20 protein-coding genes are annotated in these 21,345 nt (G+C 20.8%); 12 read left to right on the plus strand and 8 right to left on the minus strand.

From position 1 onward, the window contains the following. Window positions 1-5: 5 nt before the first annotated feature. The 3 genes from JNO41_RS02830 to JNO41_RS02840 all read right to left on the minus strand — a co-directional run bounded on the left by JNO41_RS02830 (window position 6) and on the right by JNO41_RS02840 (window position 2,304). A complete protein-coding gene (locus tag JNO41_RS02830; RefSeq protein WP_121463734.1) occupies window positions 6-947 on the minus strand; it encodes a tyrosine-type recombinase/integrase in 942 nt (313 codons plus the stop codon). A gap of 156 nt (window positions 948-1,103) precedes the next feature. Continuing rightward, window positions 1,104-1,571 carry a hypothetical protein gene (locus JNO41_RS02835; protein WP_161554963.1) on the minus strand — a complete coding sequence of 156 codons (468 nt, stop codon included), beginning with the start codon at window positions 1,569-1,571 and terminating at the stop codon, window positions 1,104-1,106. A gap of 292 nt (window positions 1,572-1,863) precedes the next feature. Then, entirely contained in the window at window positions 1,864-2,304 is a 441-nt protein-coding gene (locus JNO41_RS02840; RefSeq protein WP_121463736.1) for a Spx/MgsR family RNA polymerase-binding regulatory protein, read from the minus strand. Window positions 2,305-3,327: 1,023 nt separating this feature from the next. On the opposite strand from JNO41_RS02840, the gene JNO41_RS02845 reads away from it, so the two are divergent. The 4 genes from JNO41_RS02845 to JNO41_RS02860 all read left to right on the plus strand — a co-directional run bounded on the left by JNO41_RS02845 (window position 3,328) and on the right by JNO41_RS02860 (window position 7,018). After that, window positions 3,328-3,567, plus strand: coding sequence for a hypothetical protein (locus JNO41_RS02845; protein ID WP_121463737.1), 240 nt, complete (start codon window positions 3,328-3,330; stop codon window positions 3,565-3,567). Between the two features lie 317 nt (window positions 3,568-3,884). Continuing rightward, window positions 3,885-4,229, plus strand: coding sequence for a hypothetical protein (locus JNO41_RS02850; RefSeq protein ID WP_121463738.1), 345 nt, complete (start codon window positions 3,885-3,887; stop codon window positions 4,227-4,229). Next, window positions 4,204-4,377: a hypothetical protein gene (locus JNO41_RS02855; RefSeq protein ID WP_161554964.1), complete on the plus strand. Its 174-nt coding sequence runs from the start codon at window positions 4,204-4,206 to the stop codon at window positions 4,375-4,377. Before JNO41_RS02850 ends, JNO41_RS02855 begins: the two co-directional genes overlap by 26 nt. A gap of 1,987 nt (window positions 4,378-6,364) precedes the next feature. After that, entirely contained in the window at window positions 6,365-7,018 is a 654-nt protein-coding gene (locus tag JNO41_RS02860) for a hypothetical protein (RefSeq protein WP_121463741.1), read from the plus strand. Between the two features lie 837 nt (window positions 7,019-7,855). On the opposite strand, the gene JNO41_RS02865 is transcribed toward JNO41_RS02860, so the two are convergent. The 5 genes from JNO41_RS02865 to JNO41_RS02885 all read right to left on the minus strand — a co-directional run bounded on the left by JNO41_RS02865 (window position 7,856) and on the right by JNO41_RS02885 (window position 12,691). Further along, window positions 7,856-8,080 (minus strand): hypothetical protein, encoded by a 225-nt coding sequence (locus JNO41_RS02865; RefSeq protein ID WP_121463742.1) that lies wholly within the window; start codon window positions 8,078-8,080, stop codon window positions 7,856-7,858. 556 nt (window positions 8,081-8,636) lie between these two features. Beyond that, window positions 8,637-9,746, minus strand: a complete 1,110-nt coding sequence (locus JNO41_RS02870) for a metal ABC transporter permease (RefSeq protein ID WP_121463743.1) — start codon at window positions 9,744-9,746, stop codon at window positions 8,637-8,639. A gap of 2 nt (window positions 9,747-9,748) precedes the next feature. Beyond that, window positions 9,749-10,822, minus strand: coding sequence for a metal ABC transporter permease (locus JNO41_RS02875; RefSeq protein ID WP_121463744.1), 1,074 nt, complete (start codon window positions 10,820-10,822; stop codon window positions 9,749-9,751). A 25-nt stretch (window positions 10,823-10,847) separates the two neighbouring features. Continuing rightward, window positions 10,848-11,603 (minus strand): metal ABC transporter ATP-binding protein, encoded by a 756-nt coding sequence (locus JNO41_RS02880; RefSeq protein WP_121463745.1) that lies wholly within the window; start codon window positions 11,601-11,603, stop codon window positions 10,848-10,850. Next, window positions 11,600-12,691, minus strand: coding sequence for a metal ABC transporter solute-binding protein, Zn/Mn family (locus tag JNO41_RS02885; RefSeq protein ID WP_121463746.1), 1,092 nt, complete (start codon window positions 12,689-12,691; stop codon window positions 11,600-11,602). Before JNO41_RS02885 ends, JNO41_RS02880 begins: the two co-directional genes overlap by 4 nt. An 859-nt stretch (window positions 12,692-13,550) precedes the next feature. Between JNO41_RS02885 and JNO41_RS02890 the strand changes: the two genes are divergently transcribed. The 8 genes from JNO41_RS02890 to JNO41_RS02925 all read left to right on the plus strand — a co-directional run bounded on the left by JNO41_RS02890 (window position 13,551) and on the right by JNO41_RS02925 (window position 21,287). After that, window positions 13,551-14,201, plus strand: a complete 651-nt coding sequence (locus JNO41_RS02890; RefSeq protein ID WP_121463748.1) for a hypothetical protein — start codon at window positions 13,551-13,553, stop codon at window positions 14,199-14,201. A gap of 164 nt (window positions 14,202-14,365) precedes the next feature. After that, window positions 14,366-15,004, plus strand: coding sequence for a superoxide dismutase (locus JNO41_RS02895; protein WP_121463749.1), 639 nt, complete (start codon window positions 14,366-14,368; stop codon window positions 15,002-15,004). Window positions 15,005-15,431: 427 nt separating this feature from the next. Continuing rightward, a complete protein-coding gene (locus JNO41_RS02900; RefSeq protein WP_432729410.1) occupies window positions 15,432-16,478 on the plus strand; it encodes a DEAD/DEAH box helicase in 1,047 nt (348 codons plus the stop codon). A 195-nt stretch (window positions 16,479-16,673) separates the two neighbouring features. After that, window positions 16,674-17,549, plus strand: a complete 876-nt coding sequence (locus tag JNO41_RS02905; RefSeq protein ID WP_121463752.1) for a deoxyribonuclease IV — start codon at window positions 16,674-16,676, stop codon at window positions 17,547-17,549. A gap of 321 nt (window positions 17,550-17,870) precedes the next feature. Beyond that, window positions 17,871-18,584, plus strand: coding sequence for a hypothetical protein (locus tag JNO41_RS02910; protein WP_121463753.1), 714 nt, complete (start codon window positions 17,871-17,873; stop codon window positions 18,582-18,584). A gap of 137 nt (window positions 18,585-18,721) precedes the next feature. Then, window positions 18,722-18,937 carry a hypothetical protein gene (locus tag JNO41_RS02915; RefSeq protein ID WP_121463754.1) on the plus strand — a complete coding sequence of 72 codons (216 nt, stop codon included), beginning with the start codon at window positions 18,722-18,724 and terminating at the stop codon, window positions 18,935-18,937. A gap of 557 nt (window positions 18,938-19,494) precedes the next feature. Further along, a complete protein-coding gene (locus JNO41_RS02920; protein ID WP_201736621.1) occupies window positions 19,495-20,478 on the plus strand; it encodes a hypothetical protein in 984 nt (327 codons plus the stop codon). Between the two features lie 74 nt (window positions 20,479-20,552). Further along, window positions 20,553-21,287, plus strand: a complete 735-nt coding sequence (locus tag JNO41_RS02925; RefSeq protein ID WP_201736599.1) for a hypothetical protein — start codon at window positions 20,553-20,555, stop codon at window positions 21,285-21,287. Window positions 21,288-21,345 lie beyond the last annotated feature (58 nt).

Here is a 21,345-nt window from a genome sequence, read left to right on the forward strand (position 1 = left end):
TTAATTTACCTTTTTGTTTTTTTATTTATTTTTTTGTCAAAATTCCTAGGATGATTTTCTAAAAATTTATTTTTTAAAAAAATATCAGAAATATAAGTATAAATTTGAGTTGTTTTCAAATTAGCGTGCCCTAACAATTCTTGAACGACTCTTAAATCTGCTCCGTTATTTACTAAAATAGTAGCGAACGCATGTCTTAAAGCGTGAGGATATAACGCAACTTTTTCTCCGGTTTGAAGACTTAATTTATTTAAAATAAATCTAACTCCTTTACTGCTTAAAGGTGTACCTTTATAATTTATTAATAAAAAATCATTTTTTTGTTTATTCGATTTATTTTTTTCATCTACAAATTTATTTCTAACATTTGACAAATAATATTTTATCATTTTAACTAAATTTTTATGAAGAGGCAAAAATCTTTCTTTTTTTCCTTTACCATAAATTAAAATTTGACTATTATTCAAATAAACATTTTTTATTTTTAAATTAATTAATTCACTTATCCTCAAACCACAACTATAAAGTAAATCTAAAATAATATAATTTCTATAACCTAAAAGTTTTGTTATATCAATAGAATCAAATAATTTTTGGATAAAAGATTCAGATAAAATTGATGGTAATTTTCTAGGATTTTTTTTTAATTTAATTAATTTAAAAATATTATGTTTTATATTATATCTTTCAATTAAAAAATTATAAAAAGTTCTTAAGGAAGAAATTTTTCTCATAATGCTAATGTTAGAAAAATTTTCATTACTCAAATAAGAAACAAAATAACGAGCTTCATTTTCTTGAGATAATGTTGATAAATTAAATTCTATTTTTTTTTGAAACAAAAAATTTTGAAATTCTTTTACATCATGAATATAACTCTTAATAGTTAAAAACGAATAGTTGCATTCGATTCTTAAAAATAATTCAAATTCGTTAATAAAATCCAACTTTTTACATCCTATTACTATTTATTATAGTAAAATAATTAATCTAAATTAATTATAAAAATTATAATCTTGAATAATCATCTTTTGGATATTTAAATATAAATCAAATATTTTTGAAAATTATTCATAAAAAATAATAAATTTTACTTCTAATCGCTATTTATAAGAACATAAAAGTTTTAAATATTGAGATTTGAAAAATTTTAAAACATTAGAACCTTTAAATATTAAAAAAATAATAATCAAAAAAGGAGAAATCAATGATAAAACTTTCCACTTCCTCTTATCTATAATTTTTGATAATGGTATCTTTTTGACAACCTTATATAAAACATCTTCATAACTGATTTTTTTTTCGAAATCTAATATTTCTTTATTAGCAATGCCTTTAGTTGTAATAAATTTATCTGTTTTATTATTTTCTTGTATCTCATGCAATACGAAAGGATTTTGCTTCAATATATAATTTGTTCTAAATTGTTTATCGACATAAAAAACTACATGATCACGTGGTTTTAAATTTTCACACTCTTCAACGGTTAATTTTATAACAACGACTAAATCATTTTTTTTAATGTCTGGCGACATACTTCCGCTAGATACATAACAAATATTAAAAAACATAAATTTATGAGTGTACTTAGGAAAAAAATAATTACAAATATTCATAAAAATAAAATAAAAAACAATAAATAAAAAAAAATAATACAAAAAAGAAAACAACAAACTCAAAAATTTTATTAATTTAAAAAAAATCATCCTAAATACTCTTTTTTATCAAAAATTTCAAAAATAAATTACAAAGTTATAAAATTCTATTACAATTGTTCAACTTTATTCTTATATTAAATTATTTTTTACTATTTTTTACTATTTATTAAAATATTTTTAACTTTTCAATTATTACTCAATGAAATCAATTAGAATTAAAATAATTTTTAATTCTAGACATATAGTCATCATTTTGTTCTGTATTAAGATTATTTTGGATTATATATTGACGTAAATTTTTAGGCATAAAAATTCTAATATCTTCTTTATTATAACCTATAACAATAGATTTTTCATCATAAATAATAGGTTTTTTACAAATAGAAGGATTTTTTATAATAAATTTTTTGATTTCTTTAATAGTCATTGAAAATAAATCATTTTTTTGTTTTTTAAAAAGTTTAGAGCGAGTAGATATTATACTTGTAAAGTCTATATTATCATAATGTAAAATTACATCAATATCTTCTTCAGTTAATTGACAACTACTTAAATTCTTTTCTTGATAATGAACATGATGTAAATCTAGCCATTTCTTAGCTTTTTTACATGAAGAACAGCGATTACTAGTTAAAATACAAATCATAAATCATAAAAATTCTTTCTTGTTAAAACATTTCTTTGACAATTGTTTTAAAATTTTTTTAAAAACAATAAATATTAAATTTAAATATAATTTAAAATAAAAAAATAATTTTATAAAATAAAAAAATAATTATTTTAAAAAAAACTTCCCCTTACAATAAATATATTTTGCAAATGTCAACAACTAAAATATTCTTAATTATAGCAAATTTTATTAAATCAAGCAACAAAAATGATTTTTAACAAATTGTCCAACATAAAATAAAGATCTATTTTTTTATATTAGGAATAAATTTAAATTAAATAAAGGAAAAGTATAAATTTCTTTTAAAAAAATTATTATCTACCATTATAAAATCAAAAAGATAAAGACGATATAATTTTCGAAATATTCAAAAAAAATATCAAAGAAGTTAAAATCCAATTTAATAAAAATTTAAGAAATACAACAATTACTTTTCCCAACCTATAAAGAAACCAACCATAAACACTAAAATTAAAAATAATGAAACTAAAAAAGCACCTGTAGAATCAACTAACAATGTAAACAAAAAAACAAAATATATTAATAATAATATTTATAATCTTTATTTTTTTATATTTATAAATTTTATAAAATCAAAAGCAAAAGCCTTCATTAATTTGTCAAAATAAAACTTTTTCAAATTAATAATTTAAAAATTAAATCATTGATTTCAAAATAAATGATTTAATTTTTTTCTTTTATATGCAGATAAGATTAAAAATAAGATTTAAAAATTATCTTTTAAAAGGTACATATAAGTTTTTTTTTTTTTTTGAATACAATTCTTTTATACAACATGATACAACATGATATTTACTGCTTACATGATACAACAAAATTAAGATTATTATTTTAAAAATTAAATAAAATTTAAAAAAAATTAACATAAGTATTTGTTTAAACTATTTTAAACAAATACTTATGGGAGGATTACATCTAAAATGACATATCTAGAAAACCATAATCAAAATAATATTAAACATCGCTTCAAAAGGCCAAATGCCAAAATCACTAGCTGGTTATGGTTCTTCCGCTGATAACCAAGACGCTGACAAATTATTAAGGCGAAATTCATCAAATATTTCAAAAGATCGTGAACTATTAAAAAAAGAATGTCAACGATTAATCAAATTAAATGAAATTCCTTTAATCAAAATCGCTGAAAAGTTATTTTATCAAAAAAAACTTTCTCGAGCAGACGTTATTGAAATTATTAAGAATTATCCATTAAAAAAATAATTCGAACTAGGACAAAATTTGAGACTCGAACAAATACTAAAATAAAATTAAAAATATAGTTTTTTTAGTTTAATTCGTTCTTTCTTTTTCATTAAAAAGCTAAAATAAGTCTTATCGAAAACTTAAAAAATTAGATGGGGTGTATATATACAGTCTTCCCAAAAAAGATAAAAAAGACAAAGTGTATTTTTATACTATTTTATCAGATAAAAAGGTATTATTTATAAAAATAAATTGTAATTAATCTGTTAATTATTGATTTCCTGTTATTTGAAAAAGTTCGATAAAAAACAAAAAAATTTACAATTAAAAACATTATGAAAAAAATAGCAAAAAAAGTATTTGGTAAATCTATTAAGAATTTAAACGTTGATAATTTTGTAATTACTGGTGTTTCAGGGGTCGCTAGTGAAAATTTAACCAATCTTGTAGGTGATATTTTAGAACAAAATCCTGACGCTTTAGAAGTAGATAGTAAAATTATTAGTATTATTGAAGATTTTATGATGGGATGTATAGATTTTGTTGATGATATTCCAATAGTGAATAATTTAGCCAAAGCAGGATTAGAAGGTTTCAAAACTTTCGGAAAAGAAACTATTTATCCAGTAAATATTTTGAATGAAGTAGACAAAAATGTTTTTAATAAAGATAAATTATAAAGAAATTGAAAATCCTTTGGATATAGCAAAAAATATCAGTAAAGGAACAGCTATGGCAGCAGAAAGCGTTTTTAAAGCATCTGTTCATACGGTTAAAGATGTTAGTTATAGAATTATAGATACTTTTTCCAAATTAAAATTTTGGTAATGGGATAAAAAAAGTAAAAATTATGAAAAAAATAAAATTATTTAAATTAATATGTTTTTTTACGGTTATACTTTTGAATATTATCTTTATTATTTTATCAGTGCTACCCGAATATAATATATTCGCAGAAAATATATCTAAAACGAAATTACCTAATAAATATTTTATTTTTTTTATAAGATGGATTGTTTGTATAAATTTTTTCCTTGTTTTTATAGGAATACAAATATATATTGTTTTTAAAATTTGTAAAGGTAGTGAGCTTGTTTACAAAGATCCTAATAAAGGGGGGAACTCGAAAATATTAATGTTTCCGAATCTATATCCAATTTAAGAATTGGCCGAACTAAAGGCGAACCAACATCATTTTTTTTGATAATCATTTTTGCAATATATTGTTTTTATTAACTATTATATTTTTAATTATATCAATGATTCTTAAGTGTGTTTGGTTAGGAACTATTTTTATGTTTATTTTCGTTACATTAATGTTGTATGCCGCATTACGCAATAGTTTATCTAATCTTTGGGTTCTTTATGTTAAATTTTTCAAATGGTTAGGATTTTCTTAGTTTGAAAAAGATTTTAATAAAACAATAGCCAAAAATAATTATTTTCCTATAAGTGTATTTTATTATGAAAAACAAAAAGAAAAAGAAAAGATGAATAAAAAAATAAAAAAATTATATGTGTAAAATATTTTCGATAATTAAACCATTAAACCAGATTATAATATTCAAAAATAATCTGGTTTTTTTATTATTAAAAATAAAAAAATCTAAAATACTAAATAGCGAAGTTATTACCTTAATAATTTATTTTATAAAATTTAACTTAAAAGTTCTAACTTTAGAGAATATATCAAAATATTTTTCCAAAAATTTTCTAAATATTATTCAATAAAAAAACGTTTATTATTTTATTTATTATAAAAAAAATAATTTTTTTCATTTCCATCTTGGAAAAACATATTATAAATAATAAAATTTATCATTAAAAAATAAAAATTGAAACCATTATTTTTGATAGTTTGAACTCGTAATTTTATTATAATCTATATTATAAATGGCTTCAAATTTAGATGCATAACGATTCAATTTTGATTATTATGTTTGTATTGAGTTTTGGCGAATTATAATAATATGATTAAAAATTTTTTTATATTTAATAGTAAAAAAATTCTATATAAAAATTAAAATGTTTTTTTATATAGAATTTTTTGTTGTTAATATTTATTTTTTTGAGTTAAAAATATATCAGATTTCAAAAATTATTTTGTTATATCCATTCAAAAAAAATTCTAAAAATAATTTTAATTATTGTTTTATTTATGTTAAAATACAAACGTAAATTAAAAATTATTTTTTAAATTTATTTAAATTTTAAAAGTCAATTTTATAAAAACTGTTTAAAAAAATATAACAGCGCGCTATAACATCATATAAACGACACAACCCGAACGTCAAACTTTAATTTCTAATATTTATATCACATCGTTTTGCTTATGCTTATGATATAAACAATTTGTTTTAACATATCGCGAAACATTCAGTAATATGATATTTAAATATTGTAAAAATATTAACATATCAATATTTTTAACATTGTTTATATCATTTGAATTGTTGCTGTTAGTTATTTTTGTTTTCGTTTTTAATTTCTCCTTAAGAGTAATTAATACCAATATTAATAAAAAAATATAAATAATAAAAAAATATTTTAAAAAAATTTTATAAAGTTATCTTTTATATTAACAAACCGAATTTAAGGTCAATTACTAAGTTTCCTTGAAATAAATGATTTTACTTTTTTCTTTGACATAAGATAAAATTAAAAAAGATTCCCAAATTATTTATTGAAAAAGAATATATAAGTTATTTTTTTTACTACAATTCTTATATAAAATAATAAAAAAAATTCAAAATTTAATTTTAAAAATAAAAAACTTTTTTTTAAATAAAATTCAGTAAAGGAGAATACCTCAAATATGAAATCTCAAATCCAAAAAATATGTCTTTTAGCGGTAGTACCTACGATTATCATTGTAATTTTTATGATATTAAAATATTGGTTGGTTAATAAATTAAGGTTGGTTAATAAATTAACAACTCCAAACGCTCCTATTGCGGCAGGAGTAGTTGAAAAACAAAATAAAAAAGAAACGCCAAACAATGGCGCATCAGGAATACTAACTAATGATGAAGTTGAAAAATCTGGATTAATATTAATTGAAGAAAAAAACACAAAAGCACCTGAAACATCTAACATTGGAAAATATGGACAAACACCTAATGATGAAGTTGCAACATCTGGATTAATATTAATTGAAGAAACAAACACAAAAGTACCTGAAACATCTAACATTGGGAAATATGGGAAAACACCTAATAATGAAGTTGAAAAATCTGGAGCAATATTAATTGAAGAGACAAACGCAAAAGCGCCTGAAACATCTCACATTGGAACATCTGGAGCAATAGCGATTAAGGGAATAAACAAATCTAGAGCATCTAAAATTGACACATCTGGAACTAACAAAAACAATTCAAAAGGTAAAAAATATTTAAAATTTTACACCAAATTAAAACAAAAAGTAATGCAAAAAAACATTTATTTAAAAAAGTTCATCAAATTTAAATAATTAAATATCTTTTAAAGATCTTCGAATCGAAAGGTCTTTTTTTATATCTAAATATTATTAAAGGAGTATTCAAAACGAAATTAATCATTTTCAAATGAATTAATTGCTCTTTTTTAATGCAATTTGTAATTTTACAATTGAAATATCTTTTGAAAATAAGGGAACATTTTTAAATTTAAAAAAACATTTAAGTTTTTTAAATAATTTCTTATTTTCAAAAGATATTTATAAATATTATTTTCGCTCATCCGCTATATAATTAAGTCCAAAAAGGAACAAAAAAATTAATAAAATAAAAAAATATTATTTTTTTATATACAAATTTTATTTTTATAAAAAAGCATCCAATAAAAAAATCTTTTTGCCAAAGGTTTAAAATATTTTCATAAAATAAAAAAATTATTTGTTTCAAGTTTGAGAAGAATTAGACGACAATGAATAATTTAATTTAATTACAATATATTTATTATTACAAAAGAACAAATAATAATTAATTACTTTTGTATTTTTCAGTTTTTTTAATTTTAGTAATTATTTTTTGTAATAATTTAACTTTTTAATTAAGTTATTTTATTTTATGAATTAAATTCAGTAAGTTATTACTTTTATTCAACCTCAAATAACTTCTTGATAACCTTTAATTTAGTGTTATTATATATTCCGTCACAAATTCATTTAAACATTTTTTTAATTAATGTTATAATTAATTTTAATTATATATTTCGATTAGCATATAAAATATATATAATTAAATCGAGTTAGTACAAAATATTAGAGTTAGACAATTGCTAAAATAAAACAGAACTTGGAATTAATAAGTTATTTTGAGATAAAATTTTATTTTTTATTGCTTCTTCGGTCTATGATTTCAATTTTTATTAAAGTGTTTTTTAATTGTTCATCGGTTAAATTAAATAGTTTGAACAAGTTTTGATTTATTAGAATTATTTCTTTTTCGTTTTTTCTAACGCGTTTAAGAAATTTAAAATAAATTATAACATCCATAAACAAACTTATAGCAATAAATATTTCAATTATTAATTTTAATGTTTCTATTTCCATAATTATATCATCCCTTTCTTAGTTTTTAAAATAAAAAAACATTTTGTGATTAATTTTGAAATAATTTAATACTTTTATATTATAATAATTTACATAAAATTTATTATTTTAAACTTTTTTGTTTTTTTGTTAAATTTGTTTAATGATTTATATTGACAACATCGTTTTCATAAACAGCGTCCGCCTTCGCAATCATTAGAAATAATATATTTTTAACTTCTTCCCGCTGCTTTTTACCGCTTTGGAAAAATAAAACTTTTTTACAGTTATTAAGTTTTAAAAAACAAACTATTTATTTTTCAATAAATAGTTTGTTTTTTTTCTTTTATATGGAGGAAATTAAAAAAAGAAAAAAAGAGTATTAAAATTTTAAAAGCAATTCAAACAGTAGAAAAATTAACAAACAACAAAAGAATATCAAAATAACAAATTTAACATAAAAAATGACGACGACAAATCACAATTTAAAATTTTTTTAATATTTTGAAAAGAACCATTTTTGGCCTAGTTAGATTTTGTTTTATAAAATAACTTATAAAATTTGAATTAATATTAGTTAATCCAAATTATGACTTAATCCAAATTTTTGATTTTTTTGATATAAATATTTTCTTCCGTAATCAGTAATAATTAATTCTGTATTTTTATTTATTATATATCCTAATTTGATCGCTTTCTTTAAACATGTTTTGTAACGTTCTGAAGACCATTTTAAATCTTTTTTTACATCATTTATATAATTTTTTTTATTTTGTTGAAAATGATTTTCTAAATGCATTAATAAAATAATTATCAGAAAAGATTTTTTATACAAATAATGTTTAATAATTTTAGCTATAATGCCGTTTTTAGGTTCAAAATATAAAACAATCAAAAAAATAAATAAAATAACTACTGAAATTAATCCCGAAACAGGCAGATCAAAATAAATTCCTAAATAATAACCCAAACTAGTACTTACAAAAGATATCCATAAAGATAACCCCCAAGCTATTGATAATCTTTTAGTTAACAATATAGCTGTAGCGGCAGGACCAATCATACAAACAATAGCCATTATGGTACCAACTACATCAAAAGAAATAACAGCTGTCAAAGATGTTAAAGTCATCAAAGCATAATTAATAAAAAGAGAAGAAAATCCTAAAATATTAGCCAAAGAAGGATCAAAAATAAAAATTTTTAATTCTTTATAAAAAATAACAACAAAACATAAACTTAATATTAAAATAGGAATTATTTTATATAATTGTGAAATATGAGCTAATTCGATATGCCCTAAAAGAGCAGCGTCAGTATCTATATGAATATCTCTAATATATATACTAATAATAATAATTGCTAAAGAAAAGAAAAAAGTAAAAATAATTCCGATAGCTGAATCTTTTGAAATTTTACTATTTTTACTTATTAATTCTATTAAATAAAAAGTTAAAATTCCTATTAAAGTCGCTCCAATAATTAAAAAAGGAGAGTTCAAATCTTTTACTATCAAATAAGCAATTACGATTCCTAATAAAACACTATGACTAATAGCGTCTATAACCATAGAAACTTTCTTTAAAATCAAAAAAACACCTAAATTAGCTAAAGATAAAGAACAAAAAATTAAAATTAAAAAAATATCTATTTCGAAAGAATTTACAATCGTATCAATAAAATGCATAATCAAATGTCACCGTTTATTAAATTTTCCACTAAATTAATTCCTTTGGGAGTAATTTTAATTTTTCCAGATTCTTGTTGTAAATATTTCTCATCAAATAAAAACAAATCTATTTTTTGAAATTCATCGTATTCTTCGTTATGATAAAAATGTATTAATTGCCTAAATTTTGTAATTTTGTTTTGATATTTTTTTTGTTGCCAAATTTTTTTAAAAATTCCGTATTTAGGAGCAAATAAACAAGTTAAAAAAATAAAAAGAGTATTCACAACTATAATAATAGGTCCTGTTGGCATATTATGTATATTCAAGCTAATAATTATTCCGATAAAACTAGATAAAAAAGAAATTATAGAAACAATTATTATATTTGTTAATAATCTATCACTTATATAACGGGCTATTACTCCTGGCATAATTAAAAAAGCACTAGTTAAAATAATTCCTGTTATTTTTAAACTGATTATAATTAAACCTATTAACAAAGTATTTAAAATTAATTTTAAAATAATATTATTAAAACCTATACTTTGAGAAAAAGACTCATCAAAAGTAAAAACTTTTAATTCTTTCCATAAAAAGATGATAGTTAAAATAGTTAAACAAGTTATAACGCCGACCATTATAACATGTTCTTGCGAAATTAAAGCAATTTGGCCTAAAATAAATTTTTCCAAAACAGCAATAGAACAATCATCAGTTCCTTTTTGGGCATAAGCCATCAAAACATTTCCTAAACCAAAAAAAGAAGCTAGAATCAAAGATAAAACAGTATCTGATTTAATTTTAGAATATCTTTTGATCACTTCCATCAAAAATAAAGATACTAAAGAGGCTCCAAAAGCGCCTATCCAAATAACCCATTCACTAGTATCTCGAAAATAGATATAAGAAAGAGCGATCCCTGGAAGAACAGTATGTGAAAGAGCATCCCCTATTAAAGATTTTTTTTTCAAATTAATAAAAATACCCAATATACCAGATGTTATTCCTAATAAAAAAGAACCTATAAAAATTTTAAAAGCAGTATAAGTATTTAATAAAGAAAAAAACGATTTCACATCACCAATATTCATTTAATGTTTACTCCTTTTAAAAATATTATTTTTTTGCATTTGTTTTATTTATTTTTTTATTTAGTTGATAATTTTTATAAGTTTTTTTTATATTTTCTGAATTAAATACTTTATCAGTTTCGCCACTAGCTATTTTTTGAATATTTAATAAAATAACATGATCAAAATATTGTTTCACAGTTTCTAAATCATGATGAACTACAACAATAGTTTTTTGTTGCTTTTGTAATTCTTTCAAAACAGTTATAATTTTTTTTTCTGTTTGAATATCGACTCCTTGAAAAGGTTCATCCATTAAATAAATATCACCTTCTTGAGCTAAAGCTCTAGCTAAAAAAATTCTTTGTTGTTGCCCGCCCGAAAGTTCTGAAATTTGACGATCTTTAAGTTCTGTTATTCCCACTTTTTCTAAAGAATCTAAAACTATTTTTTTATCATAAAGAGTAGGTCTCTTAAACCATCCTAAATGTCCATATCTTCCCATCAAAACAACATCAAAAACAGTAGTAGGAAAATCCCAATCTACAGAATTTCTTTGCGGTACATAAGTTATTTTTTTTCTTATATTTTTATATTTTTCGTTATTAAATAAAACTTCTCCTGAGATTTTAGGAATCAATTCTATCAAAGTCTTAATTAAAGTAGATTTCCCTGCTCCATTAGGACCTAAAATAGCTGTCAAAGAACTTTTATAAATATCGATATCTATATCCCATAAAACAGGTTTCAAATGATAAGCAACAGTTAAATCTCTAATTTTAATTGATATTTTTTTTTTCATAATAAATATTTCTTTATAATTTTCATATTATTTAAAAACGCACCTACATAAGTAGAGTGTTTATAAGTGCAGCCGTTTAATGTTTCTTGTCCGTCTTTTCCTAAAGAATCAGAATATAATTCTGCATTTTTAGGAATCAAAATAGGGCCTAACCCTCTTTTGTTTCTAGATTTATCGACTTCTTCTTTTAAACTTTGTAAGGAATCTTTTGGCATTGAACTTTCTGTAAAAATAGCTTTGACATTGTTATTAGTTAATTTTTCTGCCAATTCTATTATGTCTTTCATATTCGCTTCTGTTTGCGTTGAAATCCCTTGTATAGAATGCAATTCAAATTCACATCCATGTCTTTTAGAAAATTTTTTCCAATAAGAAAAAGCATCATGAGCTGTCACTAAAATTAATTCATTATTATTTTGTTTTTTTGAATCTTTTAAATATTTTGTTTCTTTAATAATATATTGTTTTAAATTTTCTAATGATTTTGTAAATAATTTATAATTGTCGTCTAATTGTTTTTTATCGTCTGAGTTAGGTATTATTTCGTATAATTTATCTTTCAATTCATCAACTACTTTCAACCATAAATCGATATCAAACCAAATATGAGGATCACAATCTTCAGAATTTCCTTCTTGTAATATATCTTTTTGTTCTATATCTTTTTGTTTTAAAATATCGCCAATTGGGAATAATGTATCATCTTTGGATAAAAGTTTGAAAGCTTCGACCATTTTAGCTTCTAAATGTAAACCGTTAACAACTACCAAATCCGCTTTTTTAATTTTGCTGCGATCCGATAATTTAGTTTTATAATTATGCGGATCTATTCCTACTCCCATTAAAGGATCATTGCAAATAATACTTTCTATTTTTTTGTATCCAGAATCTTCATCTTTATCTACTTCGCCTATCAAATGCCTTATCGCGTCATCTAAAATAGTAGTTGTCGCTATAACAACAATTTCTTTTGTGTCCTTTTTAGGAGTTATTTTTAATAAAAAAGCTGAAACAGGAATTATTAAAATAAAACAAGTAATAAGAATAATAAAAAAAAATCTAAAATTTTTTTTAAATATTTTCAACATTATAATAATTTCCTTAATCTATAATTTTTTTAAATATTTTAACATTATAATAATTAACTTAATCTATTCACAATAAAAGAAAATTAAAATGATTATATTGAGTTTCGTTCGTTCTAAAAAATAATTAAAATTAACTATAAAAAAATTATTAATTCTAATGAAAAGAAAATTAAAATAATTATATTGGATTTCGTTCATTCTAAAAAAGAGTTAAAATTAACTATAAAACATTTATTAATTTTAATTAAGAGAAAATTAAAGCGATTATATTTGATTTCATTCGTTCTAAATTTGATAAAAATTTCATTTATAAATAGCTTAAAAAATAAATCAATTCAAAAATTATATATTAAAAAAAAAGATAGAATCAAAAACTAATGAAAATGGATTTCCCAAACATTAAATATTTGAAAAAAATAAATTTATAAAATAGTTTAATATATTTAGAAAAATTTAAAAATTAAAATTGTAAAATCTCGATTTTATAACTACACTTTAATTATAATATATTTTTAAATATATTGTCAAATTATATTTACAAAAATTTACCATTCCTGCTTTTTACTGCTCTTCACTGTTCTTTATTGCTTTAATGATTTAATACTTTTTTTAAAATTACTAAATTTGAAATATTCAAATTATTTACTTTATGTTTCAAAAATAAAATATCAAAAATAAAATAAAAATAATTTTCTAAAATTTTAAATACTAAATTTAGTATAAATAGTTAATAATATATATATATATATATATATATATATATATAGTTATAAATAAAAAAACATCTATAAAATATATTTGTTCTATTTTTGAACATAATTTTCGAAATAAATCGAAAATAACGAAAGAGGTTTTAATATTGAAAATAAAAAATATTTTTTTATTTTTAATTATTCCCAGTATTATTCTTATTTTGATTATTTTTTTTATTTTTGCGATACAAAAAGAAAAACAAAACAAAAAAGAAACCATTATTTATGAACAAAAAAATTTTTTTAAAACTCCGAAAAAATTATTATCCAAATTTGACAATAATTATTCAAAAGCTTTAGCTTATTTAGGATTAAACCGATTTATTATAGGTTTACAAAATAATATATACGAATATAAAACGTTATGGATAGGCGATAAAGAAATATTTATAGAAAAAATTTTAAATGGTAATTTAGGGACAGCATCCTCTCCTTTAATATTTGGAACTATTAATTTTTTAGGAGAAAAATTGAATAAAAAAATAAACTTATTTATTAATGATTATCTAGCTTATAATTCTATAAATAAATCTAATTCTGAAACACAAACTTTCATATTAGAACTTAAAAATGATAAAAATCATTTTTTTATAAATGATTTCGAAGATACATTAGGAGATGGATATTGTTTTTTTAATGCTATTGTATTTTTATTAGATCAAGAAATAAATAATTGGAAAAATATAATTTTTTCAGATATCCCATATACACAAATTTTAACAGATAAAGAAATTTTACAAATTTCTGTAAATTTATAAATTTTTTTAATTATTTATTTATTTCCGAAATTTTTTAATAATACAATTATTCTTTTATATATTATTTCTTATATAATAAAAATGTTACAATTAAAAATTAGATTTAATTATTTTTTATTAAAATAAATTAAATTTATATTACGAAAGGAAATGTTCTTAAACTAATGAAAGACAATTTATTTGAATTGCCACAATTAAAATATGCATATGATTCTTTGGAACCTTTTATAGATGCAAAAACAATGGGAATTCATCACACTAAACATCACCAAACTTATATTAATAATCTTAATGCAGCTTTACAAAAACACCAAATAAATAATAAAGATTTAGAATTTTTATTAAAAAATTTATCTTCTTTACCAGTAGATATCCAACAAACTGTTCTAAATAACGGAGGAGGACATTTTAATCATTCTTTTTTTTGGACTATTTTAAAATTAAATGAGATATGTAATCCTTCTTTTAAAATAAATCATTTAATTCAAAAATATTTTGGCGATTTGGAAACTTTCAAAGATCGTTTTGCAGAAAGCGCAAAAAGTCTTTTTGGAAGTGGTTGGACATGGTTAATTTATGATTTTCAAAATAATTTAAAAATCGTCAATACTCCTAATCAAAATACAGTTTTAGATATAGGACATCCTCTCTTAGGTTTAGATCTATGGGAACATTCTTATTATTTAAATTATCAAAACCGCCGTCCAGATTATATAGAAGCTTTTTATAATGTTATCAATTGGAGTCAAGTCGAAAAATATTTGAAAAAAGCTATTGAAAATAATTCATCTTCGAAAAAATAATTTTTTCATTTCAAGATGAATTAATAGATGTAAAAAAACGAGCTCTTTTTAAAAGCTCGTTTTAATTATTTTTTTTATATAATTATTATATATTTCAATGTTTTTTGATATATTTCCATATTTCGATTACAAATATAATTATAGATGGCAAGGCTAAAATTAAAATTAAACAGAAAAAGAAAATCCTTGATTTCCAAGACATATTTTGTTGTTTTATAAACGGATGTTTAATTTGTTCTTTGTTTGATTTTTTATCTTTTTTAGAATTTATTTTTTTTTTCACTACTAAACCTCTTTTTAAAAAAAATTTTTATATTAATTCTTTAGTAAAGAATCAAAAAAATATTGAATTATATATTAATTATATATAAAAAATATTTAAAAAATAATATTTTCAATTATTTCATTTTATAATAAGGACATGAGAATGGAAAATTATATTAAACAAAAATTAAAACAATTAAATTTTGAAAAAGTAACACCTATTCAAAAAGAAGTATTCGAAAATTTTTCGAAACCTTTTCATTTAGTAGGAAGTGCTCCTACAGGGACAGGAAAAACTCATGCTTATTTATTGCCGATTCTAAGTCAAATTGATTGGAATAAAAATATTATTCAAGCGGTTATTATTGTACCGACTAATGAATTAATTTTTCAAGTATTTAAAATGATCAAAGAAATAGAACAAAGAACTTCTCAAGTAAAAATTTTTTACGGAGGTATGGATAAACAAAAAATTTTAACAAGTTTAGAAAAAAAACAACCTCCTTTGATTATAACTACTTTAAATAAATTAATGGAATATACTACTGTTTTTAAAAAACTTAATATTTTTAAATCTTCTTTTTTAGTTATAGACGAAGCAGATACTTTATTTGAACAAAATTCATTATCTTTATTAGATGTTTTATTAGCGAAATGGAAACCTAAAATTTTATTATTTTCTGCTTCCATCACGAATAATATGAATCCTTTTATACAAAAATATTTCGGAAAATCATTATTTTTAGATGTTCATTCTCAACAAAAATTAAATTTAACATATTATCTTTTACAAAGTTCTCCTGATAAACGTTTGAACGATTTAATTCATTTCATGAAAAATTTAAATCCTTATTCAGCTTTAATTTTTGTTTCTAAAAAAGAAGAACAATCCAAAATATATGAATATTTAAAGAGTTCTAATTTTAATATTTTAAATTTCTCCTCTGATTTAAATGTTAAAAAAAGAAAATATTTAATGACAGAAATTAAAAAAAACAAATACCAATATATTTTGACTAGTGATTTATGCGCTAGAGGCCTAGACTTAGATATTGAATGGGTTATTCACTATAATTTGCCTTCAAAAAATTTAGAATTTTTTCAACATCGTAGCGGAAGAACAGGAAGAATGGGAAAAGAAGGTAAAGTAGTTCTTTTTTACGATGATAAAGAACAAGCTTCTTTAACAACAATTCAAAAAAAATTATAATATTGTTTTTAAAAAAATAGCTTTAACTGCTAATGGTTTTAGTGAAATAAAAACAACAAATTCACAAAATATTAATAATAAGAAAAATAATATTAATAAGAAAACTTTTTCTTTTTCGAAAAAGAAAAAGTTTATTTCGAAAACAAAAACAAATTCTACAATTAATAAAAAGAAAGTTATTTTTTCAAGAAAAAAATGATTAAAATAGGTAGCCATGTATCATTTAAAAAACCTTTTTTTTACTTAGATTCTTTTAAACAAGCTTTATCGTTTGGTTCTAATACTTTTATGATTTACACTGGAGCACCTCAAAATACTCAAAGAACAAATATATCTCAAACTTACATACAAGAAGCATTAAAAGAAATGAAAATAAAAAATTTTGAATTAAATGATTTAGTAGGACACGCTCCTTATATTATTAATTTAGCTAATCCTTCTTTAGAAAAAAGAAATTTTGCTATCTCTTTTTTAACAGAAGAATTAAAAAGATTTTCTCAATTACAAATTCCACAAATGGTTTTGCATCCAGGAAATCATCTTGAACAAACTAAAAAAGAAGCAATTAAATTAATCGCTATAGGAATTAATCAAATTTTAAGAAATACAAATTCTTTACAAATTAAAATCATTTTAGAAACTATGGCTGGGAAAGGAACAGAAATAGGTTCTTGTTTTCGGGAATTAAAAGAAATTATTGATTTAATCGATAACAAAGATAGAATAGGTGTTTGCTTTGATACTTGTCATGTTTTTGACGCAGGTTATGACATTAAAAATAATTTTCAAAAAGTAATAGAAGAATTTGATAACATTATCGGATTAAAATATTTAACTGTTCTTCATATTAATGATTCTAAAAATAATTTAGGCAGTAGAAAAGATAGACATGAAAATATAGGTTACGGAAAAATAGGTTTTGGCGCTCTTATCAAAATTATTTATTATTATCCTTTTGCGCATTTACCTAAAATATTAGAAACTCCTTTTATCAATAATATGCCTCCTTATCAAAAAGAAATTGAAATGATAAAACAAAATAAATTTAACTCTTATTTAAAGGAAATGTAATATTTTTATTTTATAACACAAAAATATTTATAAACAACAAAATTCTATCTAATATATTACTATAAAATTAAAAAATAATTTTTTTATTAAAATATTAAATAATTATTAACGAAATATTAATAAATTATAAGAAATATACTTAAAATAAATAATTTGTTATAATATTTGCTAATATTCAATTAGGATTAAATTTAAATTTAATTTAGTAAAAAAATCAGAGTTGTATTTAATTAATCTCGATTTATATTTAATAATAAATAATTCTTTGTTTTATTATTAAAATATTATTTATATATTATAAAGATATGAGATAATTTTATTATGAAAAAAAATATAAAAAATATTCAATTAACAAAAATACTTTTAGCTTCTCTTGTAATTTCGGTTTCATTAGTATTATTTCAAATCAATTCCGTTTATTTAGATAAAAAATTTAAGATGCCTATTATTTATTCTAATTATTGGAATTTTTGGCATCTTCCTTTAATTTTTCTATGTTTATTTTTTTCATTAAAAGATACTTTGTTTTTTCTTTTTGTATATATGATATTAGACATTAGTTTATATTCGTGGCCTAAATATGCAATGAGTATACCATATATGTTAGATAAAAGCGGAGGAGCTACAAAGACAACTGCTTTTTTAGTTTTTTATGGTAACTTTATTCCTGTTTTAGCTTATATTTTTATTGCTATTTTTATGGATCTTCGCAAAAATAATTTTAAAAAAATAATAATGTGTTTTATTTTGATTGTTTTAGTACAAAGTATATCAAGAGGATTAAGTGGATACTTATATTGGTACAACGACATTATAAAAACATTACAAAAAAACAATTACACAAAATTATTAAATTGGCTTCAAGATACTCCTAAAATGCAATTTATGACTATTTGGGTATTAAATTTAATTCCTGTTTTGACATCCAATATTACTAATTTTATTGTATTTTTTATTATAAAAAAAAGAGTTATTAAAACTTACGATCTTTATTCTGAAAATTATTCTTTTAAGCAAAATATTTCTAAAAGTTAATATTTAATTTTAACTGTAGGACGCACACGTACTGTTTACTGTTATAAAATTTTATAAATAAATTCATTTTTAATACTGAAAAGACTAGTTAAACAAACTAGTCTTTTTTTTGTTTTTAGTAAAAAGAGGTTTTAAAAATGAAGAATTTTAGACAACATGTAGCGGAAATTGAATCATGTTATTTTAATTTATTTTTTAATCTTCGCTGTATCTCGCTCCATCAACAACAATTAAATTTAAATTATACACTAAGTTATTTTTTATTACTTAAATTTAACTCCATTTTTCAATTAGTTATTGTTTATCAAAAAGTAAATAAAGAAAGAAATTTTAAAAAAAGAGATGAAATTTAAGACTTAAAAACGAATTAATCGATAAGATGGCGTTAATTATATTACTCTTATCAATAAGAGCGATAAAGACTCAATTTTAAAAAAAATAAAGAATTATTTTTTAATTAACAATAACATAATAATTAAAAAAACATTTAAAAAAAGAGTTACTAAACATTTAGTTTAGGTTTCGATGCGACAATGATTATATAACAAATTATCAAATCGGAAATATAACAAGAGAAAGAATTAATTATTTATCAATTAAATTTTAATTAATTAAGAAATGAAAATACAAAATAAAAACAAAATCAAAAACAAGAATTAGTTATTAAAAATGAATTAAAAAAACATTTACATTTTTTTAAAACATTCTATTGTTTTATAAATTATATTATTTGTTTCAAAAACTTGACATTTTATTGAATTAATAATATAATAATAAACAATAATCATATATATTAGCAAAATATTTATTTAATGAAAAAAATATATATTTAGATTAAAAAACCTGTTTTTATATAGGTATTTATTTATCATAAAAAATTTTTTATTAATTTTAAAATATGGAGGTTTTTATGTCTTTAAATGTTATTCCAAATTTAAAAGTTAAATTATTATTTTGTTTATTTCCTTTTATCTTATTTATGATATCTAATCAAGTGTTGGCTTATGAAGACAATGAAATTTACGAAAGAACGATTAGGGGAACTGAGATTGTTCATGTTCTTTTAGATAAAAAAGCTAATAATGATAATGTTTCGAATTATATTAAAAATCATTTTAATTCTTCTTTTGATAATAATGTTTCTAACACTCCTTCTTATAATAAAGAAAGAAATGGCAGTATTCATTGGTATATTAAAGATAATGATAATGATTTATTAGCTGTTTATTTTGATGGTGGTTCTCGTAATGGCAGAAATGAGAATTATGATTTTATCGATCTGAGATGGTTAGGTAACGGTTCTCCTCATATGTATTGTTTTTGGAAAACACCAGAAGTTGATCTTTTACAACATAATGATATTTTGAAAGCAGAACACGCTAAAAATAATGAAAATTTAGGAATTTATTTAATATGGAAAATACCAGGATTAAAAAAAATTACTACCAAAAACATTATGAAAAAAATAGCAAAAAAAGTATCTAGTAAAGCTATTAAGGATTTGAGCGTTGGTAATTTTATAATTACTGGTTTTTCAGAATTAACTAGTGAAAAATTAACGGATCGTGTAGGTGACATTTTAGAACAAAATCCTGACGCTTTAGAAGTAGCTAGTACGATTATTAGTAAATTAGAAAATTTTATAATGGGTTGTACTGACGTAGTTGATGATATTCCGGGAGTGAATAATTTAGCCAAAGGAGGTTTAGAGGGTTGGAAAACCGTAGGAAAAGCTAAAAGTTATCCAGCAAATTTTTTGGAAGGTATTATAAAAGGTGACAAAAATCAAGATTATAAAGAAGTAGAAAATCCCTTAGATTTAGCAGAAAATCTAGCCAAGGGAGCGACTGGAGCTGTAGAAGGGGTTGCCAAAGGCGACTGTAAATACAATTAAAGATATAGGTTATGGCATCGGTGATACTTTATGTAAATTAAAATGGTGGTAAGAAAGTTTTTTTGAAATAAAAGATGAGAAAAATAAATAAAAAAAAATTAATCAAAGATATTATTGTTTTTTTGATTTTGACTTTTATTTTCATTATTGGTGCCTTTGATCATAAAATAGAAAATAAATTCACTTTTATAAGTGTGATAGTCAATATTTCAAAGTTTTTATCAGGATTAATGGCAATCGGATTATTGTCTTATATTTGTTTTAAAATTATGAAAGGAAAAACAATTATTTATAAAGATCCTAACAAAGCTAAAACATTAGACAATATTGCTTTTGGAGAGACTTTTCCCGGTGGTGGACGAAAACCCTTATACTCAAAATATGATATATATGACAAAGAATTTCCTTTAAACAAAAATTATTTTTTACGTAAATTCATGATTTGTATTTCATCTTTGTTATCACTTGTCATTATTTTATTTATGATTAATATTTTTTATAAAATTAATTATTATAAAATTTCTGATAAATTATTAATTTTACTTGTTGTTCTTGTTTTATTATTAGCAATATATGTTATGTTAGAGTTTTTTAGCGATTTATGGTGTTTTTATGTTAAATTTTTTAAATGGCTAAGAATTTTATCATTTTTAGAAAAAGATTTTAATAAAACTATAAACTCACATAATTATTTCATTATCAGTGTTTTTTATTACGAAAAACAAACAAAACAAACAAAATTAAATTATATAATACGTTGTTTTATACTTATATTTATTACAATTCTATTTTTATGGTTTATTGTATAAGTTAAAGCGAAATATTAAAAAAAATAAAAATAATAAATGTTAAAAATTTTAGTTTTTT

It is taken from the genome of 'Prunus avium' virescence phytoplasma (assembly GCF_050916135.1).
GTDB classification, from domain to species: Bacteria; Bacillota_I; Bacilli_A; order Acholeplasmatales; family Acholeplasmataceae; genus Phytoplasma; species Phytoplasma ziziphi.